The organism is Pantoea sp. Ap-967 (genome assembly GCF_011752565.1).
In the GTDB taxonomy this organism is placed as follows: Bacteria; Pseudomonadota; Gammaproteobacteria; order Pseudomonadales; family Pseudomonadaceae; genus Aquipseudomonas.
In genome coordinates this window covers 40643-64250 of record NZ_VWXK01000027.1, presented here as the reverse complement: position 1 = coordinate 64250, position 23608 = coordinate 40643, and the positions used below count along the sequence as shown (strand labels likewise).

21 protein-coding genes, 1 pseudogene and 1 riboswitch are annotated in these 23608 nt (G+C 64.6%); of the genes and pseudogenes, 11 read left to right on the top strand and 11 right to left on the bottom strand.

Annotated features, from left to right (window positions below; genetic code table 11):
* Positions 1-76: 76 nt before the first annotated feature.
* The 5 genes from F3J45_RS23100 to tkt all read right to left on the bottom strand — a co-directional run bounded on the left by F3J45_RS23100 (position 77) and on the right by tkt (position 5105).
* Positions 77-406, bottom strand: a complete 330-nt coding sequence (locus F3J45_RS23100; RefSeq protein ID WP_167068450.1) for an MliC family protein — start codon at positions 404-406, stop codon at positions 77-79.
* A 62-nt stretch (positions 407-468) separates the two neighbouring features.
* Positions 469-687, bottom strand: coding sequence for a hypothetical protein (locus tag F3J45_RS23095; protein WP_167068447.1), 219 nt, complete (start codon positions 685-687; stop codon positions 469-471).
* Positions 688-719: 32 nt separating this feature from the next.
* Entirely contained in the window at positions 720-1883 is a 1164-nt protein-coding gene (locus F3J45_RS23090; RefSeq protein ID WP_167068444.1) for a phosphoglycerate kinase, read from the bottom strand.
* A 12-nt stretch (positions 1884-1895) separates the two neighbouring features.
* Positions 1896-2957 carry an erythrose-4-phosphate dehydrogenase gene (epd, locus tag F3J45_RS23085; RefSeq protein WP_167068440.1) on the bottom strand — a complete coding sequence of 354 codons (1062 nt, stop codon included), beginning with the start codon at positions 2955-2957 and terminating at the stop codon, positions 1896-1898.
* A 150-nt stretch (positions 2958-3107) separates the two neighbouring features.
* Positions 3108-5105 (bottom strand): transketolase, encoded by a 1998-nt coding sequence (tkt, locus tag F3J45_RS23080; RefSeq protein WP_167068437.1) that lies wholly within the window; start codon positions 5103-5105, stop codon positions 3108-3110.
* Between the two features lie 288 nt (positions 5106-5393).
* On the opposite strand from tkt, the gene F3J45_RS23075 reads away from it, so the two are divergent.
* The 4 genes from F3J45_RS23075 (at position 5394) to F3J45_RS23060 (ending at position 10008) form a co-directional block, all read left to right on the top strand.
* Positions 5394-6386, top strand: coding sequence for a metalloregulator ArsR/SmtB family transcription factor (locus tag F3J45_RS23075; protein ID WP_167068434.1), 993 nt, complete (start codon positions 5394-5396; stop codon positions 6384-6386).
* Positions 6387-6405: 19 nt separating this feature from the next.
* The gene (gene metK / locus F3J45_RS23070; protein ID WP_167068431.1) at positions 6406-7596 is read left to right on the top strand and encodes a methionine adenosyltransferase; all 1191 of its coding nucleotides are present in this window, start codon (positions 6406-6408) and stop codon (positions 7594-7596) included.
* A 212-nt stretch (positions 7597-7808) separates the two neighbouring features.
* A complete protein-coding gene (gene ligB, locus F3J45_RS23065) occupies positions 7809-9473 on the top strand; it encodes an NAD-dependent DNA ligase LigB (RefSeq protein ID WP_167068428.1) in 1665 nt (554 codons plus the stop codon).
* A gap of 142 nt (positions 9474-9615) precedes the next feature.
* A complete protein-coding gene (locus tag F3J45_RS23060; RefSeq protein WP_167068425.1) occupies positions 9616-10008 on the top strand; it encodes a DUF1090 domain-containing protein in 393 nt (130 codons plus the stop codon).
* A gap of 164 nt (positions 10009-10172) precedes the next feature.
* Here the strand turns inward: F3J45_RS23060 and F3J45_RS23055 are convergent, their stop codons facing one another.
* Positions 10173-10619 carry a cytochrome c gene (locus F3J45_RS23055; protein ID WP_167068422.1) on the bottom strand — a complete coding sequence of 149 codons (447 nt, stop codon included), beginning with the start codon at positions 10617-10619 and terminating at the stop codon, positions 10173-10175.
* 119 nt (positions 10620-10738) lie between these two features.
* Between F3J45_RS23055 and F3J45_RS23050 the strand changes: the two genes are divergently transcribed.
* Complete coding sequence (locus F3J45_RS23050) at positions 10739-11890, top strand: murein transglycosylase A (protein ID WP_167068419.1); 1152 nt, start codon at positions 10739-10741, stop codon at positions 11888-11890.
* 137 nt (positions 11891-12027) lie between these two features.
* On the opposite strand, the gene F3J45_RS23045 is transcribed toward F3J45_RS23050, so the two are convergent.
* Both F3J45_RS23045 and F3J45_RS23040 read right to left on the bottom strand, forming a co-directional pair.
* Positions 12028-12414: an MAPEG family protein gene (locus tag F3J45_RS23045; RefSeq protein ID WP_167068414.1), complete on the bottom strand. Its 387-nt coding sequence runs from the start codon at positions 12412-12414 to the stop codon at positions 12028-12030.
* A gap of 28 nt (positions 12415-12442) precedes the next feature.
* Complete coding sequence (locus F3J45_RS23040; protein WP_167068411.1) at positions 12443-13276, bottom strand: EamA family transporter; 834 nt, start codon at positions 13274-13276, stop codon at positions 12443-12445.
* 190 nt (positions 13277-13466) lie between these two features.
* Between F3J45_RS23040 and F3J45_RS23035 the strand changes: the two genes are divergently transcribed.
* On the top strand, positions 13467-14702 hold the full coding sequence (locus F3J45_RS23035) for a sodium:proton antiporter (RefSeq protein ID WP_167068408.1): 1236 nt from the start codon (positions 13467-13469) through the stop codon (positions 14700-14702).
* An 81-nt stretch (positions 14703-14783) separates the two neighbouring features.
* On the opposite strand, the gene F3J45_RS23030 is transcribed toward F3J45_RS23035, so the two are convergent.
* Positions 14784-15185, bottom strand: coding sequence for an acyl-CoA thioesterase (locus F3J45_RS23030; protein WP_167068405.1), 402 nt, complete (start codon positions 15183-15185; stop codon positions 14784-14786).
* Positions 15186-15363: 178 nt separating this feature from the next.
* A riboswitch (S-adenosyl-L-homocysteine riboswitch) is annotated at positions 15364-15460 on the top strand.
* Between the two features lie 20 nt (positions 15461-15480).
* Here F3J45_RS23030 and ahcY point away from each other — a divergent pair.
* From ahcY to F3J45_RS30160, 5 genes and pseudogenes are all read left to right on the top strand, one after another.
* Positions 15481-16890: an adenosylhomocysteinase gene (ahcY, locus tag F3J45_RS23025; RefSeq protein ID WP_167068402.1), complete on the top strand. Its 1410-nt coding sequence runs from the start codon at positions 15481-15483 to the stop codon at positions 16888-16890.
* Positions 16891-17016: 126 nt separating this feature from the next.
* Positions 17017-17862, top strand: a complete 846-nt coding sequence (metF, locus tag F3J45_RS23020; protein WP_167068400.1) for a methylenetetrahydrofolate reductase [NAD(P)H] — start codon at positions 17017-17019, stop codon at positions 17860-17862.
* Positions 17863-17953: 91 nt separating this feature from the next.
* Positions 17954-19030, top strand: coding sequence for a hypothetical protein (locus F3J45_RS23015; protein ID WP_167068397.1), 1077 nt, complete (start codon positions 17954-17956; stop codon positions 19028-19030).
* A 183-nt stretch (positions 19031-19213) separates the two neighbouring features.
* The gene (locus F3J45_RS23010) at positions 19214-20002 is read left to right on the top strand and encodes an ABC transporter substrate-binding protein (protein WP_167068394.1); all 789 of its coding nucleotides are present in this window, start codon (positions 19214-19216) and stop codon (positions 20000-20002) included.
* A gap of 218 nt (positions 20003-20220) precedes the next feature.
* A pseudogene (locus F3J45_RS30160) lies at positions 20221-21600 on the top strand (DEAD/DEAH box helicase); the annotation flags it as partial.
* A gap of 642 nt (positions 21601-22242) precedes the next feature.
* On the opposite strand, the gene F3J45_RS23000 reads toward F3J45_RS30160, so the two are convergent.
* Both F3J45_RS23000 and F3J45_RS22995 read right to left on the bottom strand, forming a co-directional pair.
* Positions 22243-22818 carry a YceI family protein gene (locus F3J45_RS23000; RefSeq protein WP_370526458.1) on the bottom strand — a complete coding sequence of 192 codons (576 nt, stop codon included), beginning with the start codon at positions 22816-22818 and terminating at the stop codon, positions 22243-22245.
* Between the two features lie 37 nt (positions 22819-22855).
* Complete coding sequence (locus F3J45_RS22995) at positions 22856-23407, bottom strand: cytochrome b (RefSeq protein WP_167068388.1); 552 nt, start codon at positions 23405-23407, stop codon at positions 22856-22858.
* Positions 23408-23608: the final 201 nt, after the last annotated feature.

Here is a 23608-nt window from a genome sequence, read left to right as displayed (position 1 = left end):
GTCGTTTGTTTCATGCAAGCCTGCCGCAGGGGCGGTTGCTGTTCAAGTTGTGTGGGCCGCGTGGCGGCCCGGCCAGTCACGGTGCCTTGCAGCCCCGCCCAATCAGATCGTTGGTTGCCACCCAGTACACCAGGCCTTCTTCGCCCTTGGTGTGGAAGGCCAGCACGCCATCGCTGTACAGCGCGCCCGAGGCGCCCGGCTCGGACTTGAGCCGGTAGACCTGGTCGCCGCCACCCAGGCGGACATCGACCTGGTCGTGTTTGGCATCGGCGAAGCGCCACAGCACTTCGGCCTGGGTATCGCAGACCCAGCGGGTCCAGTTGTCGGCCGGGGCCGGTTGCGCCGGCTGCAGCAGCGAGCAGCCTGCCAGTGTCGCCAGGGCCGAGGCGGCCATCAGCGCTTTCATTGAATATCCTCTAGATGACCACACAACGGCCGCTTGGTTGCCTGTACCGACGAAACGCAGGTTCAAGGGCAACCCGGCGCCTGGCGCTGGTGTTCTTCATCATACTTGTCCAGGCCTTGCGGCCCGACGCGCTTGCTGATCACCGGCACCGTCTCGGCTTGCCACTCGGACTGGTAGCACCCGCCCTTGGGCGGGTGCGCCGGGTCGGCGTCCGCAGTGGGGCCGCTGGAGCAGGCGCCCAGCAGGCAGGCCAGGATCATCACAGGCAATTGCTTGACCATCAGGTCGCTCCCTTTGCCAGGCGCCGCCTTTATCAGGCTTTTGCCCGCTGTTCCAGGATCTCCACGGCCGGCAGTACCTTGCCTTCGACGAATTCGAGGAACGCGCCGCCACCGGTAGAAATGTAGGAGATATCCTTGCTGACGCCATATTTGTCGATGGCCGCCAGGGTATCGCCACCACCGGCGATGGAGAATGCCGCGCTGTCAGCGATGGCCTTGGCCAGCACCTTGGTGCCGTTGCCGAACTGGTCGAATTCGAACACGCCAACCGGGCCGTTCCACAGGATGGTTTTCGACGACTTCAGCAGCTCGGCGAAGTTGGCCGCGGTTTGCGGGCCGATGTCCAGGATCATGTCGTCGGCCGCCACGTCGGCGATGGCCTTGACGGTGGCTTCGGCGTCTTCGGCGAAGGCCTTGGCCACGACCACGTCCACTGGCAGCGGCACGCTGACCTTGGCGGCGATAGCCTTGGCGGTGTCGACCAGGTCAGGCTCGTACAGCGACTTGCCGACTGGGTGGCCAGCGGCGGCCAGGAAGGTGTTGGCAATGCCGCCACCCACGATCAGTTGGTCGCAGACGCTGCTCAGGCTGTTCAGTACGTCCAGCTTGGTCGATACCTTGGAGCCGGCGACGATGGCCGCCATCGGCTTGGCCGGGGCTTTCAGGGCCTTGCCCAGGGCGTCCAGCTCGGCAGCCAGCAGCGGGCCGGCAGCGGCAACCTTGGCGAACTTGGCAACGCCATGGGTCGAACCCTCGGCGCGGTGGGCGGTGCCGAAGGCGTCCATCACGAACACGTCGCACAGGGCCGCGTACTGCTGCGCCAGTTCATCGGCGTTCTTTTTCTCGCCCTTGTTGAAGCGCACGTTCTCGAACAGCACCAGGTCACCGGCCTTGACCTCGACGCCGCCCAGGTAGTCGGCCACCAGCGGCACGTCGCGGCCCAGGGCCTTGCTCAGGTAGTCGGCAACCGGCTTGAGGCTGTTCTCGGCAGAGAACTCGCCTTCGCTCGGGCGGCCCAGGTGCGAGCAGACCATCACGGCGGCACCCTTTTCCAGGGCCAGCTTGATGGTCGGCAGCGCTGCCAGGATACGCGCGTCGCTGGTTACCACACCGTCCTTCACAGGCACGTTGAGGTCTTCGCGAATCAGTACGCGCTTACCTTGCAGGTCGAGGTCGGTCATCTTCAACACGGTCATGAATGCAGTCCTTCAGGGCTGTTTGCTGCGGGTAGAGTGGACGACGTGCAGATAGTGGTCGGCAACGTCGAGCATACGGTTGGCGAACCCCCATTCGTTGTCGAACCAGGCCAGCAGGTTCACCAGGCGGGGGCCTGAGACGCGGGTCTGGCTGGCATCGACGATGGCCGAATGCGGGTCATGGTTGAAATCACAGCTGGCGTGGGGCAGCTCGGTGTAGGCCAGCAGGCCTTTCAGCGGGCCGTCCAGCGCCGCCTCGCGCAACACCCGGTTGACCTCGGCCGCGCTGGTGTCGCGGGCGGTCTGCAGGGTGATGTCCAGGCACGAGACGTTGACGGTCGGCACCCGTACCGCTTTGGCCTGGATTCGCCCGGCAAGTTCCGGAAGCAGGCGTTCGATACCGCGCGCCAGGCCCGTGGACACCGGGATCACCGACTGGAAGGCCGAGCGTGTGCGGCGCAGGTCTTCGTGGTGATAGGCGTCGATCACCGGCTGGTCGTTCATCGCCGAGTGGATGGTGGTGATCTGCACATAGTCGATGCCGAACGCCTGGTCCAGCACGCGCAACAGCGGCACGCCGCAGTTGGTGGTGCAGGAGGCGTTGGACACCAGGCGCTCGTTGCCCGTCAGGCAATCCTGGTTGATGCCATAGACCACGGTGGCATCGACGTCCGCCTCGCTGGCCATGGGCTGCGAGAACAACACGCGCGGTGCGCCGGCGTCGAGGAACCGCTGGCCGTCGGCACGGGTGTGGTAGGCACCGGAGCACTCCAGCACCAGGTCGATGCCCAGCGACGCCCAGTCGACGCCTTCGGGGGTGGCACTGCGCATCACCTTCACGCAGTCGCCATTGATGTGCAGGCAATCGCCGTCGACCTTCACCTCACCGGGGAAACGCCCGTGGGTGGAGTCGAAGCGGGTCAGGTATTCGATGCTGGCCTGGTCGGCCAGGTCGTTCAAGGCAACGATCTCGAAGCCGGCCCTGGCCCCACGCTCGAACAGTGCGCGCAGGACACAGCGGCCGATGCGGCCGTAACCGTTGAGTGCAACTTTGTAAGGACGCGGGTGGGGCATAGGTGGCTCGTTAACTCCGGCGAATGTACGGGGCCGCTGTGCGGCCCATTCGCGGCACAAGGCCGCTCCTACAGGGGACGGCGGACGCAATACCCTGTAGGAGCGGCCTTGCGCCGCGAACGAGGGCCAAAGGCCCTCGCCTTGCCTGTATCAGTCTTCCAGCAGCTCTTCGGCAGTACCCAGGATGTTCTCCAGGGTGAAGCCGAATTCCTCGAACAGCGCGGCGGCCGGGGCCGACTCACCGTAGGTGGTCATGCCGATGACGCGGCCTTCCAGGCCGACGTACTTGTACCAGAAGTCGGCGTGGGCGGCTTCGATGGCGATGCGCGCGCCAACTTCCAGCGGCAGTACCGACTGCTTGTAGGCGGCATCCTGGGCATCGAACACGCTGGTGCACGGCATGGAAACCACACGCACCTTGCGGCCCTGCTCGGTCAGCTTGGCGAAGGCCTGAACGGCCAGGCCCACTTCGGAACCGGTGGCGATCAGGATCAGCTCAGGCTCGCCGGCGCAGTCCTTGAGCACATAGCCGCCGCGGCTGATGTCGGCGATCTGCTGGGCGTCGCGGTCCTGGTGCTGCAGGTTCTGGCGCGAGAAGATCAGCGCCGAAGGGCCGTCCTTGCGCTCCAGGGCGTTTTTCCAGCACACGGCAGATTCCACCGCGTCGGCCGGGCGCCAGGTGTCCAGGTTCGGCGTGCTGCGCAGGCTGGTCAGCTGCTCGATCGGCTGGTGGGTCGGGCCGTCTTCGCCCAGGCCGATGGAGTCGTGGGTATAGACGTGGATCACGCGCTGCTTCATCAGCGCCGACATGCGCACAGCGTTACGGGCGTATTCCATGAACATCAGGAAGGTGGCGCCGTAAGGCACCAGGCCACCGTGCAGGGCAACGCCGTTCATGATGGCGGTCATGCCGAACTCGCGCACGCCGTAGAACACGTAGTTGCCGCTGGCGTCATTGGCTTCCACGCCCTTGCAACCTTTCCACAGGGTCAGGTTGGAGCCGGCCAGGTCAGCCGAGCCGCCGAGGAATTCAGGCAGCAGCGGGCCGAAGGCGTTCAGCGCGTTCTGGCTGGCCTTGCGGCTGGCGATGGTTTCGCCCTTGGCAGCCACTTCATTGATGTAGGCCTGGGCTTTTTCGCTGAAGTCGGCCGGCAGCTCGCCGCTGTCACGGCGCTTGAACTCGGCAGCCAGCTCCGGGTAAGCCTTGGCGTAGGCGTCGAAGCGCTGGTTCCAGTCGGCTTCGGCCTTGGCGCCAGCGGCCTTGGCATCCCACTCGGCATAGATGTCGGCGGGGATTTCGAACGGGCCGTGGTTCCAGTTCAGTTCCTTGCGGGCCAGGGCGATTTCGTCGTTGCCCAGCGGAGCACCGTGGCAGTCTTCCTTGCCCTGCTTGTTCGGCGAGCCGAAACCGATGATGGTCTTGCAGCAGATCAGGGTCGGGCGGTCGCTCTTGCGCGCCGTCTCGATGGCCATCTTGATTTCGTCGGCATCGTGGCCATTGACGTTGCGGATGACCTGCCAATTGTAGGCTTCGAAACGGGCCGGGGTGTTGTCGGTGAACCAGCCGTGCACTTCGCCGTCGATGGAGATGCCGTTGTCGTCATAGAAGGCGACCAGCTTGTTCAGGCCCAGGGTGCCGGCCAGCGAGGCGACTTCGTGGGAGATGCCTTCCATCATGCAGCCGTCGCCAAGGAACACGTAGGTGTTGTGGTCGACGATGGTGTGGCCGTCACGGTTGAACTGGGCCGCCAGGACTTTTTCCGCCAGGGCGAAGCCCACGGCGTTGGCGATACCCTGGCCGAGCGGGCCGGTGGTGGTTTCCACACCTGGGGTGTAGCCGTATTCCGGGTGGCCCGGGGTGCGGCTGTGCAGCTGGCGGAAGCCTTTGATGTCATCGATGGTGACGTCGTAGCCGGTCAGGTGCAGCAGGGAGTAGATCAGCATCGAGCCGTGGCCGTTGGACAGCACGAAGCGGTCGCGGTCGGCGAATTTCGGGTTGCTCGGGTTGTGCTTCAGATAGTCGCGCCAAAGCACTTCGGCGATATCCGCCATGCCCATGGGGGCACCTGGGTGGCCGCTGTTGGCCTTTTGCACGGCATCCATGCTGAGGGCACGAATGGCGTTGGCACGTTCACGACGGCTGGGCATCGCTTATCTCCTGGGGCTTGAATTGGGTGGTGTCACGAAAAAGGCGACCATTTTCGCCCACTGCGGGGGCTGGGGGCAATGACGGATGGTCGCAGTTGGGGGATTTTCCTCTGATTGGCACTCATTTCGGGTAAAAACCCGGAGAACAGTGCGGGCCTCATCCTGTGACAGCCGGTTTACCCGCGAAAAGGCCCCGGCAGGCATGGGGTTTTCCGCCTATCACTCAATATCAAAACTTTTTGATATAGGCCTTGCGGGTGCTGCCATGCCTGTCTAGACTGCCGCCCCATGAACATCAATGAGCAACCCGTTCCCCAGCAAAGCGATACCCTGGCCGCCCTGTGCAAGGCCAGTGGCGATGCGCTGCGCCTGAACGTGTTGCGCGCCCTGGCCAGCGACTCGTTCGGCGTGCTGGAACTGGCGCAGATCTTCGGCATCGGCCAGTCGGGCATGAGCCACCACCTCAAGGTGCTGGCCCAGGCCGACCTGGTGGCCACCCGCCGCGAAGGCAATGCGATCTTCTATCGCCGTGCCCTGCCCGACAGCCAGCATTTCGGTGGTCGCCTGCACACGGCGCTGCTCGAAGAGGTCGACGAGCTGCCCCTGGCGCACGACGTGCAGGCGCGTATCGCCCAAGTGCAGCAGCGCCGCGCCGCCACCAGCCAAGACTTTTTCCTGCGGGTGGAAGAGAAATTCCGCGCCCAGCAAGACCTGATCGCCGGCCTGCCGCAATACCGCGAAAGCCTGCTGGCCCTGCTCGACAAGCTGCATTTCGCCGCCAGCGCCAGCGTGCTGGAGGTCGGCCCGGGCGATGGTGGTTTCCTCCCGGACCTGGCCCGGCGCTTTGCCCAGGTCACGGCCCTGGACAACAGCCCGACCATGCTCGAACTGGCGCGCCAGGTGTGCGAACGCGAACACCTGGGCAACGTAAACCTGCAGTTGGCCGATGCACTGGGTGCAACGGATGTGGAAGCCGACTGCGTTGTGCTGAACATGGTCCTGCACCATTTCAGCGACCCGGCCCTGGCCCTGCGCCAGCTGGCCAAACGGGTGAAGGCAGGCGGCAGCCTGCTGGTCACCGAACTGTGCAGCCATGACCAGGGGTGGGCGCGCGATGCCTGCGGCGACCTCTGGCTGGGTTTTGAGCAGGACGACCTGGCCCGTTGGGCCACAGCAGCCGGGCTGGCCCCGGGGGACAGCCTCTATGTGGGCTTGCGTAACGGTTTCCAGATCCAGGTCCGCCATTTTCAGCGGACGGCTGGCGACACACACCATCGGTAAATTTTAGGAACCCGTCGAGATGAGCGAATACTCCCTTTTCACCTCCGAGTCCGTGTCCGAAGGGCATCCGGACAAGATCGCCGACCAGATTTCGGACGCAGTCCTCGATGCCATCATCGCCCAGGACAAGTATGCCCGCGTCGCCTGTGAAACCCTGGTCAAGACCGGTGTCGCGATCATCGCCGGCGAAGTCACCACCTCGGCCTGGGTCGACTTGGAAGACCTGGTGCGCAAGGTCATCATCGACATCGGCTACAACAGCTCCGACGTCGGCTTCGACGGCGCCACCTGCGCCGTGATGAACATCATCGGCAAGCAGTCGGTGGACATCGCCCAGGGTGTTGACCGCTCCAAGCCAGAAGACCAGGGCGCTGGCGACCAGGGCCTGATGTTCGGCTACGCCAGCAACGAAACCGACGTGCTGATGCCGGCACCGATCTGCTTCTCGCACCGTCTGGTCGAGCGCCAGGCCGAAGCGCGCAAATCCAAGCTGCTGCCTTGGCTGCGCCCGGATGCCAAGTCCCAGGTCACCTGCCGTTACGAAAATGGCAAGGTGGTGGGCATCGACGCCGTGGTGCTGTCCACCCAGCACAACCCTGAGGTTTCGCAGAAAGACCTGCAGGAAGCCGTGATGGAGCTGATCGTCAAGCACACCCTGCCGGCCGAACTGCTGCACAAGGGCACCCAGTTCCACATCAACCCGACCGGCAACTTCATCATCGGTGGCCCAGTGGGCGACTGCGGCCTGACCGGCCGCAAGATCATCGTCGACTCCTACGGCGGCATGGCCCGCCACGGTGGTGGCGCGTTCTCCGGCAAGGACCCGTCCAAGGTCGACCGTTCCGCCGCCTACGCCGGCCGCTATGTCGCCAAGAACATCGTTGCCGCCGGCCTTGCCGAGCGCTGCGAGATCCAGGTGTCCTACGCCATCGGCGTGGCCCAGCCGACCTCCATTTCGATCAACACCTTCGGCACCGGCAAGGTTTCCGACGACAAGATCATCCAGATCGTGCGCGAGTGCTTCGACCTGCGCCCGTACGCCATCACCAAGATGCTCGACCTGCTGCACCCGATGTACCAGGAAACCGCAGCCTACGGCCACTTCGGCCGCGAGCCGCAGCAGAAGACCGTCGGCGACGACACCTTCACCACCTTCACCTGGGAACGCACCGACCGCGCCCAGGCGCTGCGTGACGCTGCTGGCCTGTAATTTTTCCTGCCGCGGTTGACCAAAGCCCCTGCCGAGTGGATCGGCGGGGGCTTTTTTTTTGCCTGATGCATCGTATCGCGAGCTTTGCTCGCTCCTACCAGGCAGGCGCCGCGCAAGCGCCGCCCGACATATCACCTGACAACTGCAACGCGCATTCGCGCTCGCCTGTATCTAGGCTGAGCGCTCCACCTCGCCACGCAAGGATGCGTGCCATGCCGCTGTTGCTGCTCCTGCTTTTCCTCGCGCTCCCCGCCCAAGCCGCCCAGTGCCCGGACTGGCCACCCGAACGCGCCCGGGCGGAAGTCCTGCAGCTACGCAATACCCTGAGCCAATGGGATGACCACTACCACCGCCTGGGCCAGGCCCTGGTCGCCGACACGCTCTACGACCAGAGCCGCCAACGCCTGCAAAACCTGCAAGGCTGTTTCGCCCTGGCGCACCAACCAAACCCGCTGGCCAGCGCCCGTGGCCCAATCGCCCACCCGGTCCCCCACACCGGCGTCGACAAACTCGGCGACGCGCAGGCAGTGGAGCGCTGGATGCGCGGTAAATCCGGTGTCTGGTTGCAGCCAAAGGTCGATGGCGTGGCCACCACGCTGGTCTATCAAAACGGCCAGCTGGTGCAAGTGCTGAGCCGCGGTGACGGCGTTCAGGGTCACGATTGGAGCCGGCATATCGCGGCCTTGGGCGCGATCACCCGGCAATTGCCCGAGCCGCGAAACCTGGTGGTGCAAGGCGAGCTTTACCTGCGCCTGGACGCCCACGTGCAAGCCCAGGCCGGCGCGGCCAACGCCCGCGGCACGGTGGCCGGGCTGTTGGCGCGCAAACAACTGAGCCACGAGCAGGGCGCAACCATCGGCCTGTTCGTTTGGGACTGGCCCCAGGGCCCGGCCAGCCAGGCCGAGCGCCTGCTACAGCTGGCGCAACTGGGCTTCGGCGACAGCCAGCGCTTCAGTGTGGCCATCACCAGCGCCCAGGAAGCGGCCCACTGGCGCGAGCACTGGTACCGCTCGGCGCTACCCTTTGCCACCGATGGCGTCATCCTGCGCCAGGACAGCCGCCCCCCTGCCGACCGCTGGCAGGCCAGTGCGCCGTATTGGATCGCAGCCTGGAAATACCCGTTTTCCCAGGCCATGGCCGAGGTGCGTGAGGTGCAGTTTCGGGTTGGCCGCACCGGGCGCGTCACCCCGGTGTTGAAGCTGAACACCGTTGAGCTGGACGATCGCCGGGTTACCCAGGTCAGCCTGGGCTCCCTGGCCCGCTGGCAAGCGCTGGATATTCGCCCGGGTGACCAAGTGGCCATCAGCCTTGCCGGCTTGACCATCCCACGCTTCGACCAAGTGGTGCACCGCGCCACCGAGCGCCAGCCGGTCACGCCGCCCGGCCCCGGGCAATACGGCGCCCACAGCTGCTGGCAGGCCAGCGATGGCTGCCAGGAGCAGTTCATCGCCCGCCTGGTGTGGCTCAGTGGCAAGCAGGGGCTGGCCATGCCGGGCACCGGGCCAGGCACCTGGCGGCGACTGGTGCAGGCCGGGCAGGTGACCCAGCTGGGCGACTGGCTAAGCCTTGATGTGGAACAACTGGCGGCCCTGCCCGGCATCAGCAGCGCGGTAGCCAGGCAGTTGCAGGCAAGCTTCGCGCTGGGCCGGGCCCGGCCTTTCAGCCAATGGCTGCGCGGGCTCGGCGTGCCCGCCCCACGCAACCTCAGCCTGCCTGGCGATTGGGCACACCTTGCCGGGCTTGGCGCCCAGGACTGGCAGGCACTGCCGGGCATCGGTGACATCCGCGCACGGCAACTCACGGCGTTCTTCGCCACCGCAGAGGTGCAGGCGCTTGCCGAGCAGCTGGGAGCGCGCGGAATAGAGGGCTTTCAATGAGTTGGCAACGCCTTTTAACAATAACAGCTGTAGGAAAACGCCCAACTTGTTTCAGAAACATCGAAGAAGGGTTTCTAAATCGTGAAAACCAAGGCAGGATTTGCCCCAACTTTTGCTGCCCCGCCCCGTCCAGGAGGCTTTGATGAAATCCATGTCCACCCTCGCCCTGCTGACCGCGCTGGGCCTGGCGGCTGGCGCCGCACAGGCCGCCGCGCCCGATGAAGGCCTGACCGGCTGCGCCGCCAAGCGCAGCGCCATCGAGAACCAGTTGCAGATTGCCCGTGACCACGGCAACAACGACCAGGTGGCCGGGCTGGAAGAGGCCCTGCGCGGTGCGCAGAACTGCACCGACAGCAGCCTGCGCAAAGAGCGCGAGCAAAAGGTGCTGGATGCGCGTCACGAAGTGGCACAGCGTGAAAAAGACTTGAAGAAAGCCGAGAAGAAAGGCGACGCCGAGAAGATCAACAAGCGCAAGGACAAGCTGGCCGAGTCACGCAAGGAATTGCAGGAAGCGGTTGACGACCTGGACCGCTAAGGCGCCTGGGCCAGCCAGCGCGGTACCTGTAGGAGCGAGCGCAGCTCGCGATGGGCTGCAAGGCAGCCCCGGCAATTGTGGCCACGAAGCTGAAAGCCTGGGGCCGCTACGCGCCCCATCGCGAGCAACGCTCGCTCCTACAGAGTGAGCGCCAGCCCAGCGCTTCAGTGATTGCGGAATTCGCTATGGCACGCCTTGCACGCCGCCTCCACCTTGTCCATCGGCGCTTTCAACCGCGCCGCGTCCAGCGGCTGGGTGCGGGTTACGCCCACCAGCTCACCGGTCACCCCCTCCAGCTGCCTGGCCAGGTCCTGGAAGCGCGCTTGCCGCTGCCACACGTCCGCCCGTGCACTGCTGTCGCCGCCATCACGCACCTGCGGGAAGTGCTGCCACGGCTCATGGGCCAGGCCATCGAGTTTCGCCGCACCCACGGCGAATTTCACGCCGTCGAACGGCAAGCGCCCGCGCAGCATGCCCCCCAGGTCTTCGCTGGTCTTGAGCATGTCCTTGAAGATGGCCTTGCGCTTGCCCAGCGGCGAGTTCGGGTCAACCCGGTCACAGGCGCTCAGGGCAAGGGCGGCAAGCAGTACAACGGTCAATCGCTTGAACATCGGGTTCACGTCGGCCTAGGTAAATGGGCCGCCAGTATCGCCGCCCATCGGGCAAAGACCAATAGCCACATAAAACACAAGGGCGAATCTTCATGTTCGCCCCCAACAGGTACCCACTGATGAAATCTGCCCTGCGCCACCTGGCCTGGACACTCCCCGCGCTGGCCTTGCTGGCAGGCTGCAACGGCGGCGACAACGCCAAGCCTGAGCCCCATGCCATCGCCACCTATGCCCCGGCCACCTGGCAAGACCTGCCCGCGGTCAGCGACGAAGACCTGCTGGCCGGCTTCTATGCCTGGCGCAGCGGCTGCGAAAAGCTCAAGCGCGACCCGGTGTGGGCCGCCACCTGCGAAGCGGCCGGCAGCGACAGCGCAAGCGCCGCCCAGGTGCGCACATTCCTTGAGCAGAACCTGCAGGTCTACGGCCTGCGAGCCGCCGACAACAACGCCAACGGCCTGATCACCGGCTACTACGAACCGGTCTACCCCGGCAGCCTGAAGCGCACCGAAGCCGCCCACGTGGCAGTGTATGGGGTGCCGGACGACATGATCGTCGTCGACCTGGCCAGCGTGTACCCCGAGCTCAAGGGCAAGCGCCTGCGCGGGCGCCTGGATGGCCGCGTGCTCAAGCCCTACGACACGGCTGAGGTCATCAACCGCAACGGCGTCAAGGCGCCGGTACTGGCTTGGCTGACCGACCCGATGGACCTGCAGTTCCTGCAGATCCAGGGCTCTGGCCGGGTGCAGCTGGAAGACGGCCGCCAGCTGCGCCTGGGCTATGCCGACCAGAACGGCCACCCCTACCGGCCAATCGGGCGCTGGCTGGTGGACCAGGGCCAGTTGAAAAAGGAAGAAGTGAGCATGGGCGCCATCCATGCCTGGGCCCAGGCCAACCCGCAGCGGGTGCCGGAACTGCTGGCCAGTAACCCCAGCTACGTGTTCTTCAGCACCCGCCCAGACAGCAACGAAGGCCCACGCGGCTCGCTGAACGTGCCGCTGACGGCAGGCTACAGCGTGGCCATCGACCGCAAGGTGATTCCGTTGGGGAGCTTGTTGTGGCTGTCGACCACCCGGCCTGATGGCACGCCGGTGGTGCGGCCAGTGGGTGCCCAGGACACCGGAGGGGCGATTGCGGGCGAGGTGCGCGCCGACCTGTTCTGGGGAACCGGGCCTGAAGCGGGTGAGCTGGCAGGGAACATGAAGCAGCAGGGGCAGATCTGGATGCTGTGGCCCAAGGGCAAACCGTTGCCTGAAGTGCCTAAAGTCCTCTGACGTTACGCTTTGCCTCTGTAGGAGCGGGCTTGCCCCGCGAACACCGGCGCAGCCGGTGCCACGCACCGCGTTGCCTGCTTCGCGGGGCAAGCCCGCTCCTACAGAGTTTTCCGCTAAATCAGCTAGTTAGTCGCTCACTAAATGGAAACCACGAAGAACGACACGATCAACGCCACCCCGGCGAACCACACCACCGAGCGCAACGCTGCCCAGTCCGCCAGGTAGCAGATGATGTACAGCAGCCGGCTGGTGATATACAGCACCCCCAGCACATCCTGGGTCACCTGTTCGGCATTGCCCACGATATCGGCCACCAGCACCGCCGCGGCAAACGCCGGAAAGGCCTCGTGGCTGTTCTGCTGGGCGGCGTGCGCGCGGCGCGGCAAGCCCGACAGGGTGTCGAGGAAGGCCCGCGGGTCGTGGTTGTCCTTCAGGCCGAAGCGGCCGCTCGATACCTTGGCAATCAGCGCGCACAGCGGCGCCAGAAACAACGCGATCAGGATGCACCACAGGGCAACGGTCATGCACAGCACTCCTTGTTCAGTCGTAAGGTCACAGCTTCATTACCAACATGCCGGCCAACACCAGCCCGCAAGCTAGGAGTCTTGGCCCGCCAAAAGGTTCTTTGAGGTAGCGCATGCCCAGCAGCACCACCAGCACCACGCTCAGCTCGCGCAGCGCCGCCGCCTCGGCCACCGACCCCAGGTGCATGGCCCACAGCACCAGCGCGTAGCTGAACAGCACGCAAAACCCCACCGCCAGGCCCAGCCGCCACTGCGTGCGCCAGAACAGCACGAACGGCGCGCGCCTGGCCACGCTGGCCAGTAACGGGAAAGGCCAGGCACTGAGCAAGGTCAGCCATACCAGGTAGTCCCAGGGCTTGCCCCACAGGCGCACCGCCTGGCCGTCGAACCAGGTGTAGCAGCCGATGCACAGGCCGATCAGCGCCACCACCGGCAGCATCGACCAAGGCAGGCGGTCCCCGCCGCCGCCTTGCCACAGCAGGCAGGCCATGCCGCAAGGAATCAGCAGGATACCGATGATTTGTTGCTGGCTCAGCGACTCGCCAGCAAAGGCCAGGGTCAACCCCAGCACCACCAGGGGCGACAGCCCGCGCATCAGCGGATAGACCAACCCCAGGTCGCCCACGCGGTAGGCCTGGATCAGCAGGAAGCGGTACAGCTGCTCGGCCAGTGCCGAGGCCAGCAGCCAGGGCCAGATCTCGCCAGGGGGAAATTCGGTGAAGGCGACGGCGAACACCGCGAAGATCAATGCCACCACATCCATGCTGGCGATCACCAGCAACCGCTCGGCGCTGAACTTGATCAGGGTGTTCCAGGTCGCGTGCAGCAGGGCGGCGACCAATACCAGGGAAGTTGCCAGCACGCCTTGGGGTCCTTGTGACGATCTTCAGGGGTTGAATATAAGGCGTTGGCGGGCATGGCGGTAGCGCTGTGCTGGGAACGAATTGTGGGATTTGGGTCAAAAGCTGTGTCCCGAGGCCCTCGCCAGATCATCAAAGAACTGCCCGAGCCATTCGGGTAACGACTTGGAAGCCACTGTCACAGGATTCGGGATGCTTGAATTAGTTGCCGCGTTTATCTGCCTCACCACCCTCCTCACCTATGTGAACTACCGCTTTATCGGCCTGCCACCCGCCATCGGCGTGATGGTGACGGCGCTGCTGTTCTCCCTGATGCTGCAGGGCCTGAGCCTGATCGGCTTCCCTGGCCTGGAAGAGCGCGTCGAAGGGCTGATGAACCAGATCGATTTCAACGACCTGCTGATGCACTGGATGCTGGCCTTCCTGCTGTTCGCAGGTGCGCTGCACGTCAACCTCAGCGACCTGCGCAGCTACCGCTGGCCCATCGGGCTGCTGGCGACCCTGGGCGTGCTGATCGCCACCGTGGTGATCGGCTACCTGTCGCACTGGGTGTTCGCCCTGTTCGGCTGGCAGGTGCCGCTGATCTACTGCCTGCTGTTCGGCGCACTGATCTCGCCCACCGACCCGATCGCCGTGCTGGGTGCGCTACGTACCGCCAATGCCCCCAAGCCGCTGAAAACCACCATCGTCGGTGAGTCGCTGTTCAACGACGGCACCGCAGTCGTGGTGTTCACCGTGCTGCTGGGCATCATTCAACTGGGCGAAACGCCGAGCATTGCCGACACCTCCATCCTGTTCGCCCGCGAGGCCATTGGCGGGGTGCTGTTCGGCGGCCTGATCGGCTATGCCACCTACCGCATGATCAAGAGCGTCGAGCAGTACCAGGTGGAGGTGATGCTGACCCTGGCACTGGTGATTGGCGGCTCGGCCATGTGCTACGAGCTGCATGTGTCGGCGCCGATTGCCATGGTGGTGGCCGGGTTGATCATCGGCAACCTGGGGCGCAACCTGGCGATGAACGACATGACCCGCCGCTACATGGACGGTTTCTGGGAGCTGATCGACGACATGCTCAACGCCCTGCTGTTCGCCCTGATCGGCCTGGAGCTGTTGCTGCTGCCGTTCAACTGGCTGCACCTGGCGGCCGGCAGTGTGCTGGCGGTGGCGGTGCTGGCCTCGCGCCTGCTGACCGTGGCCCCGGCGATCCTGCTGCTGCGCCGCTGGCGCACGGTGCCCCAGGGCACCATCCGCGTACTGACCTGGGGCGGCCTGCGTGGCGGCGTGTCGGTGGCCCTGGCGCTGTCGCTGCCCATGGGCGATGAGCGCGACCTGCTGCTGTCGATCACCTATATCGTGGTGCTGTCGTCGATTCTGGTGCAGGGCTTGAGCATTGGTGGGGTGGTGCGCAGGGTCAGCGCCCAGCCTTGAGACAGGTTCCGGCCTTTTCGCGGGCAAGCCCGCCTGTAGGAGCGGGCTTGCCCCGCGAAGAGGCCGGCACTGGCGAAACGCTTACTCGACTTCCGAATCCGGGAACTGGTCCTGGATGTACTTGATCTCGGTCCGCCCGTGCGGCGCCGGCAGGCCATCTTCGCCCAGGTTGACGAAGACCATCTTGTCCACGGTCAAGATCGCCTTGCGGGTGATCTTGTTGCGCACTTCGCACTTGAGGGTGATCGAGGTGCGGCCGAATTCGGTGGCGGTGATGCCCAGTTCGATGATGTCGCCCTGGCGCGAGGCGCTGACGAAGTTGATTTCGGAAATGTACTTGGTCACCACGCGCTGGTTGCCCAGCTGGACGATGGCATAGATCGCGGCCTCTTCGTCGATCCAGCGCAGCAGGCTGCCGCCGAACAACGTGCCGTTGGGGTTGAGGTCTTCGGGTTTTACCCATTTGCGGGTGTGAAAGTTCATCTTGGCTCCTGACCGGCTTGGCTGACGTGAAGCAATGATGGCAGAGCGGTCGCCGCCGCTCCATTGATCATCGACTATCGTCGCGATTAATCGACAGAAAGCCTTGGGTGTGTCACACAGCCCCGGCTATAATCCCTGCCGATTTCATGGCCACCCGCGGTGGCGGCCATCCCGCCACCCAACCGAGGGGCGCTGCAGCAGGCTCGGCCTGTCAGGCTCGGTTGGGGCGTTGTCCGCGCAAGCGGACGCTCAACGCACAACGGCGCCCATTCGCACACTACGAATGGAGGCTCTCATGAGCGCTGTAAACACGCCTGCAGGTTTTTCCGACTTCAAGGTCGCCGACATCTCCCTGGCTGACTGGGGCCGCAAGGAAGTCATCATCGCCGAATCGGAAATGCCGGCACTGATGGGCCTGCGCCGCAAGTACCAGGCCGAGCAACCGCTCAAGGGCGCGAAGATCATCGGCTGCATCCACATGACCATCCAGACCGCCGTGCTGATCGAAACCCTGGTCGCCCTGGGCGCCGAAGTACGCTGGTCGTCGTGCAACATCTTCTCCACCCAGGACCAGGCCGCCGCCGCCATCGCCGCTGCCGGCATCCCGGTGTTCGCCTGGAAAGGCGAAACCGAGCAGGAGTACGAGTGGTGCATCGAGCAGACCATCCTCAAGGACGGCCAGCCGTGGGACGCCAACATGGTGCTGGACGACGGCGGTGACCTGACCGAAATCCTGCACAAGAAATACCCGGCCATGCTGGACAAGATCCACGGCGTGACCGAAGAAACCACCACCGGCGTGCACCGCCTGCTGGACATGCTGGCCAAAGGCGAGCTGAAAGTCCCGGCGATCAACGTCAACGACTCGGTCACCAAGAGCAAGAACGACAACAAGTACGGTTGCCGTCACAGCCTGAACGACGCCATCAAGCGCGGCACCGACCACCTGCTGTCGGGCAAGCAGGCCCTGGTGATCGGCTACGGTGACGTGGGCAAGGGCTCGGCCCAGTCGCTGCGCCAGGAAGGCATGATCGTCAAGGTCACCGAAGTCGACCCGATCTGCGCCATGCAGGCCTGCATGGACGGCTTCGAAGTGGTTTCGCCGTTCAAGGACGGTATCAACACCGGTACCGAAGCCGGCATCAACGCCGACCTGCTGGGCCGCATCGACCTGATCGTCACCACCACCGGTAACGTCAACGTCTGCGACGCCAACATGCTCAAGGCCCTGAAGAAGCGTGCCGTGGTCTGCAACATCGGCCACTTCGACAACGAGATCGACACCGCCTTCATGCGCAAGAACTGGGCATGGGAAGAGGTCAAGCCGCAGGTTCACAAGATCCACCGCACCGGCGCTGGCACCTTCGACCCGCACAACGACGACTACCTGATCCTGCTGGCCGAAGGCCGCCTGGTCAACCTGGGCAACGCCACCGGCCACCCAAGCCGCATCATGGACGGCTCGTTCGCCAACCAGGTACTGGCGCAGATCTTCCTGTTCGAGCAGAAGTTCGCCGAACTGCCAGCCGCCAAGAAAGCCGAGCGCCTGACCGTTGAAGTGCTGCCGAAGAAACTCGACGAAGAAGTGGCCCTGGAAATGGTCCGCGGCTTCGGCGGCGTGGTTACCCAGCTGACCCCGCAACAGGCCGAGTACATCGGCGTGACCGTCGAAGGCCCGTTCAAGCCGGACGCCTACCGCTACTAAGCGGCAGGCTTGAAGCGTCGCGCTTCAAGACCGCAACCTGAACGCCGCCCAAGCCAGATCGGCCATCACCGATCTGGCTTTTACTTGCAACCTGCCACCCGAAGCAGGCTGCACGAGGAACGCCTGATGTCACAAGAACGCCGCTACAGTTTCGAGTTCTTCCCCACCAAGACCGAGGCCGGTCACGAGAAGCTGATGGGCGTCGCCCGCCAGCTGGCGACCTACAACCCGGACTTCTTCTCCTGCACCTACGGTGCCGGTGGCTCGACCCGCGACCGCACGCTGAACACCGTGCTGCAGCTGGAAAACGAAGTGAAAGTGCCTGCCGCACCGCACCTGTCGTGCGTGGGCGATACCAAGGAAGACCTGCGCGCCCTGCTGGCCGAATACCAGGCAGCCGGCATCAAGCGCATCGTTGCCCTGCGTGGCGACCTGCCGTCGGGCATGGGCATGGCCAGTGGCGAGCTGCGCCACGCCAGCGACCTGGTCGAGTTCATCCGCCAGGAAACCGCCGACCACTTCCACCTGGAAGTCGCCGCCTACCCGGAAATGCACCCGCAAGCGCCGAATTTCGAAGCTGACCTTGCCAACTTCGCGCACAAGGTCAAGGCCGGTGCCGACAGCGCCATCACCCAGTACTTCTTCAACGCCGACAGCTACTTCTACTTCGTCGAGCGCGCGCAGAAGCTGGGCGTGGACATTCCAGTGGTGCCGGGCATCATGCCGATCACCAACTACAACAAGCTGGCACGCTTCTCCGACGCCTGTGGCGCCGAGATCCCGCGCTGGATCCGCAAGCAGCTGGAAGCCTATGCCGACGACGCCGCCAGCATCCAGGCCTTCGGCGAGGAAGTGATCACCCGCATGTGCGAACAGCTGCTGCAAGGCGGCGCACCGGGCCTGCACTTCTACACCCTGAACCAGGCTGAACCGAGCCTGGCGATCTGGAACAACCTGAAGCTGCCGCGCTGACATTTTTTGGCAAACTCTGGTTCAGATTCGATTAAGGCTTTGGTCGTAGACTGAGGCCTTAATTTTTTCTGGTCCAAACAGGTTTCGCGTCATGCAACATTGCCTGCCATCACGCCCACAGCTCGTGTACCTGGCATTCGGCCCAGCCACGTACCATCAGGAAGCCTGTTTCAGCATCGTCAGCGCCCTTGCGCACTTGGGCAACCTCCACGCCCCGGCCATCGATATCCAGGTCTACACCGACACTGCCGAGCCTTATGCCAGGCTGCCGGTCACCGTGCACCTGCTCGACGAAGCCACCCGCACGGCCTGGAATGCCCCCCATGGTTATCACTTTCGCAGCAAGCACGTGCTGCTGCGCCAGGTGCTGCGCGATTGCCCGCAGGCCGTATTGATCGATACTGACACCTTTTTCCGCCATTCGCCGCTGCAGCTGTTCCAGCGGGTCAAGCCTGGCACCCTGCTGTGCAACGCGGTCGGCGGCCGCTATGGCGAGGACCAGAAGTGCCTGCTGTACAAGAACCTGCTGGGCATCCTGGCCGAGCGCGGCCTGGCCGACTGCCAGATGCCCCTGGTCAATTCGGGCGTGATCGGCCTGTGCGCCGAAAACGCCGAAGTGCTCGACCGCTCCATCGCCATGATGGACGAATTCCACCCGCTGGCCCGCAGCGCCTACACCCTGGAAGAGTTCTGCCTGGCAGTGGCCGCCTACCGCCACCTGGCACTGGCCGGGTGTACCGATGTGATCCACCACTACTGGAGCCGCAAGGCGCAGTTTCGCGCCAAGATCCAGGCCTGGCTGCGCAAGCACGGCGATGACCCACTGGGCGAGGCGGCGCTGGCCGACGTGCTCCTGGTCAATGACCAACTGCCCCGCCCACCGGCCTGGCAACGCCTGGGCTACAGGGCCTTGAGCCTGACCCTGCCGAGCCGCGAGCGCCAGTTCGTGCGCGAGCTGCTGTATGGCTGCTACCCCTACCCCAACGAGTTCGACCGCGCCTGCGCCCCGGCCTGGTGGGACAAGGCGCTGGAAAACCTCAACCACCGCCACGGGCAAATGGCGCCCGAGGAGCTGCGCCAGTGCCTGCGCCATCCAAGCCTGCGCCTGTCGCTGGGGGAGCGCCGCAAGGATATCGAGGCGCACCTGCTACGCGCGCCCCATGCCTGAGCGTGGAGCCGGTGCCATCCACCGCGGTGCTTGCTTCGCGGGTCAAGCCCGCTCCTACAGGGTTTTCTGTTAAATCAGATAATTGCGATTCGCTCCATGGAGCGGGTTTACCCGCGAAGAGGCTGGCCCAGGCGCCTATCAACTTAACTGGCTAAGCCACGACCGAGCGCGTAATCTCGCGCCATGCCCGCCCTCTCCCGCCTGTTGTGCATCCTGCTGCTCGCCTGCCTGAGCCCGATGGCGCTGGGCGAACGGCTGCGCCTGGTCAGCGACGACTGGGCCCCGTACATCTATCAGGAAGCCGGCCAGGCCAAGGGCATCGACTACGAAATCACCAGCGAGGTGTTCAGGCGCCTGGGGATCGAAGTGCAATGGCAATTCATGCCCTGGCGGCGTTGCCTGGCAATGGTCGAGCAAGGCCAGGCCGACGGGGTGATGGATGTGTTCCAGGTCGAGGCGCGCCAGGCCTGGATGATCTACACCGCCGAGCCGATGTCGGAGGTCGAGTTCGTGCTGTACCAGGCCCGCGACCGGCGCCACGCCGTCAACCAACTGCAAGACCTTGCCGGGCTTACCGTGGGCACCTCGCCTGGCTACGACTATGGCGCCGAATTCAACGAGTCCGACGCCTTTCGCCGCGAGGCGGCGCCCAGCCATGAGGCCAATTTCGGCAAGCTCATGCGCAAGCGCATCGACCTGCTGATTACCGACCGCCGGGTCGGGCGCTACCTGCGCCGGCACCTGGGCGTTGAACAGCAGGTCGAGGAATTGCCCCTGGTGATCAACCGCAGGGCCCAGTACCTGGGCCTTGCGCGCAAACCGGGGCGTGAAGCGCTGGCCCAGGCGTTTACCGAGGAACTGCGCCGTTTCAGGCAAGAACCGGCCTACCTGGCGATTATCGAACGCTACATTGGCGACGCCAGCGATCTTGCTGACGCCGTTGAGCAGCAGGAAAGCAGCACGCCGCGTTAGCTCTGTTATACTCGGGCCTTCCCGCCCGGCTCACGCCCGGACGCTCGGCCTCGCAACAGGCATCCCGATCGGCACCGACGCCCCCAGGCGTCTACCTTCCGTTTCCCGGATGTGCAGTGAAAGCCCAGCTGGACCGGACGCGATCGCATCCCACCGATGCCCGTCGCGCCAGGCAGAACATCCCTACGGGCCCAGCCCACACGAGAACAGGATTGCCCATGTCCTTTGCTTCCCTCGGTCTCTCCGAGGCTCTTGTCCGCGCTATCGAAGCTGCGGGCTATACCCAGCCGACTCCCGTGCAACAGCGGGCCATTCCCGCCGTGTTGCAGGGCCGTGACCTGATGGTTGCCGCGCAAACGGGCACGGGTAAAACCGGTGGCTTCGCCCTGCCGATCCTTGAACGCCTGTTCCCTGCTGGCCACCCGGACAAGTCCCAGCGCCACGGCCCGCGTCAGCCGCGCGTGCTGGTGCTGACCCCGACCCGCGAGCTGGCGGCCCAGGTGCACGACAGCTTCAAGGTGTACGCCCGCGACCTGCCCCTGGTCAGCGCCTGCATCTTCGGCGGCGTTGGCATGAACCCGCAGATCCAGGCCATCGCCAAGGGTGTCGACGTGCTGGTGGCCTGCCCAGGCCGCCTGCTGGACCTGGCCGGCCAAGGCAAGGTCGACCTGGCCCACGTGGAAATCCTGGTGCTCGACGAAGCCGACCGCATGCTCGACATGGGCTTCATCCATGACGTCAAGAAGGTCCTCGCCCGCCTGCCGGCCAAGCGCCAGAACCTGCTGTTCTCGGCCACCTTCTCCAAGGACATCACCGACCTCGCCGACAAGCTCCTGCACAACCCGGAGCGCATCGAGGTCACGCCGCCGAACACCACCGTCGAGCGTATCGAGCAGCGCGTCTACCGCCTGCCGGCCAGCCACAAGCGCGCGCTGCTGGCGCACCTGATTACCTTGGGTGCCTGGGAGCAGGTGCTGGTGTTCACCCGCACCAAGCACGGCGCCAACCGCCTGGCCGAATACCTGGAAAAGCACGGCCTGACCGCCGCCGCCATCCACGGTAACAAGAGCCAGAACGCCCGCACCAAAGCCCTGGCCGACTTCAAGGCCAACAGCGTGCGGGTGCTGGTTGCCACCGACATCGCCGCCCGCGGCCTGGACATCGACCAACTGCCCCACGTGGTCAACTTCGAGCTGCCCAACGTCGAGGAAGACTACGTGCACCGCATCGGCCGTACCGGCCGTGCCGGGCGCTCGGGCGAGGCCATCTCCATGGTCGCGCCGGATGAAGAAAAGCTGCTCAAGAGCATCGAGCGCGTCACCAAGCAGAAGATTCCCGATGGCGACCTGATGGGCTTCGATGCCAGCCAGGTGGAAGCCGAGAAGCCCGAAGTGCGCGAGCGCCCGCAGAACAATGGCCGTGGTGGCCGTAACCAGCAGGCCCGCGGCGAAGGCGGCAAAGACGCCAACGGCGGGCGCAAGGACAAGGGCAAGGACAAAGGCAAGGCCAAGCAGCAGGCGGCCGACAAGCCAGCCGACAAGGAAAAGGCCGGCGACAAGCAACAGCAGCAACCGCGCAAGCCGCGTGACAAGAAGCCACGCCAGCAGCAGGCCAGCAGCAACAGCGCGCCCAAGGCAACTGCCGACCGTGACCCGGAAGAATTCCTGGACGACGATGTCGACAACTTCGGCAACCGCGCCGATTACGTCAGCCCCTACCAGAATGCCAAGAACCAGGGCCGCAACCGCCGCCCAGGTGGCGCAGGGCAAGGGCAAGGGCAAGGCCAAGGCAATGGCCAACGCAGCAACGGCGGCGGCCAGGGCCAGGGGCGCAGCAACAACGGCGGCCAGCCGCGCAGTGCCAACGGCGACAAGCGCCCGCGCAGCAACAACGGTGGCGGCGCTCGCCGTGACAACAATGGCGCTGGCCGTGGCCGCTCGGCCGGCCGTGACGATGCCTCGCGCCAGGAACCGGCAGTACGCAGCACCCGCGAACAGCACCAGCCGGTGATCATCCGCAAGGAATCCAAGCTCGACCGTTTCCCAACGCCCGAGCAGTTGGACGACCTGCCAAGCCGCCCACGTGGCGAGCGCCCAGCGCTGCTCACCCGTAAAGGCTGACCGATAGACCAAGGGGGCTGCCTGGCAGCCCTTTCACAGCAAAAAGCCGCTTCTGTAGAAGCGGCTTTTTGCTGTGAAAGGGCCGCAAAGCGGCCCCCTCGGTTTTTCAACTGGAACAGATTACTTCTGCTTCACGCCTTCGACGCTGATGTCCAGGTCCAGGGTCTGCGAAGTCGGGCCTGGGCCCTTGATGCCGAAGTCGTTCAGGTTCAGCGTGGTGGTGGCGTTGAAGCCTGCGCGCTCGCCGCCCCACGGGTCCTTGCCTTCACCGTTGAAGGTGGCCTTGAAGGTGACCGGCTTGGTCACGCCGTGCAGGGTCAGGTCGCCGGTCACGTCGGCAGTTTTGTCACCGGTGGACTTGACGGCGGTGGAGACGAACTTGGCATCCGGGTACTTGCTGACGTCCAGGAAGTCCTTGCTGGCGATGTGCTTGTCACGCTCGGCGTGGTTCGACCATACGCTGGCCGTTTTCAGGTCGACGTTGATCTTGCTGGCCTCAGGCTTGGCGCTGTCCCAGGTGAAGTCGCCGCTGAAGTCCTTGAAGGTGCCATGGATGAAGCTGTAGCCCAGGTGGCTGATCTTCCAGTCGACGAACGCGTGCTGGCCTTCCTTGTCGATCTTGTACTCGGCAGCCATTGCCTGGCCGGCGGAGAACAGTGCAGTACCGAGCGCCAGAGCGGCAAAAGTCTTTTTCAACATCCTTAGTTCCTTCCTATGCAATTGAGGTTGAGAGTCAAGCTTTGCGGCCCAGCATGCGGGTCAGGGTCGCGTCACGGTCGATGAAATGGTGTTTCAGCGCAGCCAGGGCGTGCAGCACGGCGAAGACCACCAGGCCCCAGGCCAGCCACAGGTGAATGGCACCGGCAAGGTCTGCCTGGTCGGGCAGGTTGCTGATCAGGGCCGGCACTTCGAACAGGCCGAACACCGGAATGCCAACGCCGTCGGCGGTGGAAATCAGGTAACCGGCGATCATCACCGCGAACAGCCCCAGGTACAGCGCCAGGTGGCCCAGCTTGGCAGCCAGGCGGGTAAACGCGCCGTGGTTGGCCGGTGCCGGTGGCGGCGGGCTGACGAAGCGCCAGAGCACCCTCAGCAGCATCACGCCCAGCAGGGTGAGGCCAATGCTTTTATGCAGGTCGGGGCCGGCCTTGCGCCAAGGGTCGTAGTAGTCGAGGCCGACCATCCACAGGCCCAGCCCAAACAGGCCGAAGACCGCCAGGGCCACGCCCCAGTGCAGGACGATGCTGACCACGCCATAGCGAGAGGGTGAGTTGCGCATTTGCATGATGACGTGGTTTCCCGTGAGAGCTGTGCACAGACTATCGGTTAACGTATCGAATAAAAGCTTAAAAAATTGCTTTGGATTATCGAGAAATCCGATGATTAGTGTGCAAGTTCGCTATTAAGGAAACATTAACGATAGCCGGAGAGTGGGGGGATGCCAGTGCGGCCCCTTCGCGGGGCAAGTCGGGTCGCCGCACCGCCG

Bases quoted from the DNA above. Each gene is read 5' to 3' on its own strand.
- F3J45_RS23100 (WP_167068450.1), bottom strand. From the start codon at position 406: ATGAAAGCGCTGATGGCCGCCTCGGCCCTGGCGACACTGGCAGGCTGC.
- F3J45_RS23095 (WP_167068447.1), bottom strand. From the start codon at position 687: ATGGTCAAGCAATTGCCTGTGATGATCCTGGCCTGCCTGCTGGGCGCC.
- F3J45_RS23090 (WP_167068444.1), bottom strand. From the start codon at position 1,883: ATGACCGTGTTGAAGATGACCGACCTCGACCTGCAAGGTAAGCGCGTA.
- epd (WP_167068440.1), bottom strand. From the start codon at position 2,957: ATGCCCCACCCGCGTCCTTACAAAGTTGCACTCAACGGTTACGGCCGC.
- tkt (WP_167068437.1), bottom strand. From the start codon at position 5,105: ATGCCCAGCCGTCGTGAACGTGCCAACGCCATTCGTGCCCTCAGCATG.
- F3J45_RS23075 (WP_167068434.1), top strand. From the start codon at position 5,394: ATGAACATCAATGAGCAACCCGTTCCCCAGCAAAGCGATACCCTGGCC.
- metK (WP_167068431.1), top strand. From the start codon at position 6,406: ATGAGCGAATACTCCCTTTTCACCTCCGAGTCCGTGTCCGAAGGGCAT.
- ligB (WP_167068428.1), top strand. From the start codon at position 7,809: ATGCCGCTGTTGCTGCTCCTGCTTTTCCTCGCGCTCCCCGCCCAAGCC.
- F3J45_RS23060 (WP_167068425.1), top strand. From the start codon at position 9,616: ATGAAATCCATGTCCACCCTCGCCCTGCTGACCGCGCTGGGCCTGGCG.
- F3J45_RS23055 (WP_167068422.1), bottom strand. From the start codon at position 10,619: ATGTTCAAGCGATTGACCGTTGTACTGCTTGCCGCCCTTGCCCTGAGC.
- F3J45_RS23050 (WP_167068419.1), top strand. From the start codon at position 10,739: ATGAAATCTGCCCTGCGCCACCTGGCCTGGACACTCCCCGCGCTGGCC.
- F3J45_RS23045 (WP_167068414.1), bottom strand. From the start codon at position 12,414: ATGACCGTTGCCCTGTGGTGCATCCTGATCGCGTTGTTTCTGGCGCCG.
- F3J45_RS23035 (WP_167068408.1), top strand. From the start codon at position 13,467: ATGCTTGAATTAGTTGCCGCGTTTATCTGCCTCACCACCCTCCTCACC.
- F3J45_RS23030 (WP_167068405.1), bottom strand. From the start codon at position 15,185: ATGAACTTTCACACCCGCAAATGGGTAAAACCCGAAGACCTCAACCCC.
- ahcY (WP_167068402.1), top strand. From the start codon at position 15,481: ATGAGCGCTGTAAACACGCCTGCAGGTTTTTCCGACTTCAAGGTCGCC.
- metF (WP_167068400.1), top strand. From the start codon at position 17,017: ATGTCACAAGAACGCCGCTACAGTTTCGAGTTCTTCCCCACCAAGACC.
- F3J45_RS23015 (WP_167068397.1), top strand. From the start codon at position 17,954: ATGCAACATTGCCTGCCATCACGCCCACAGCTCGTGTACCTGGCATTC.
- F3J45_RS23010 (WP_167068394.1), top strand. From the start codon at position 19,214: ATGCCCGCCCTCTCCCGCCTGTTGTGCATCCTGCTGCTCGCCTGCCTG.
- F3J45_RS22995 (WP_167068388.1), bottom strand. From the start codon at position 23,407: ATGCAAATGCGCAACTCACCCTCTCGCTATGGCGTGGTCAGCATCGTC.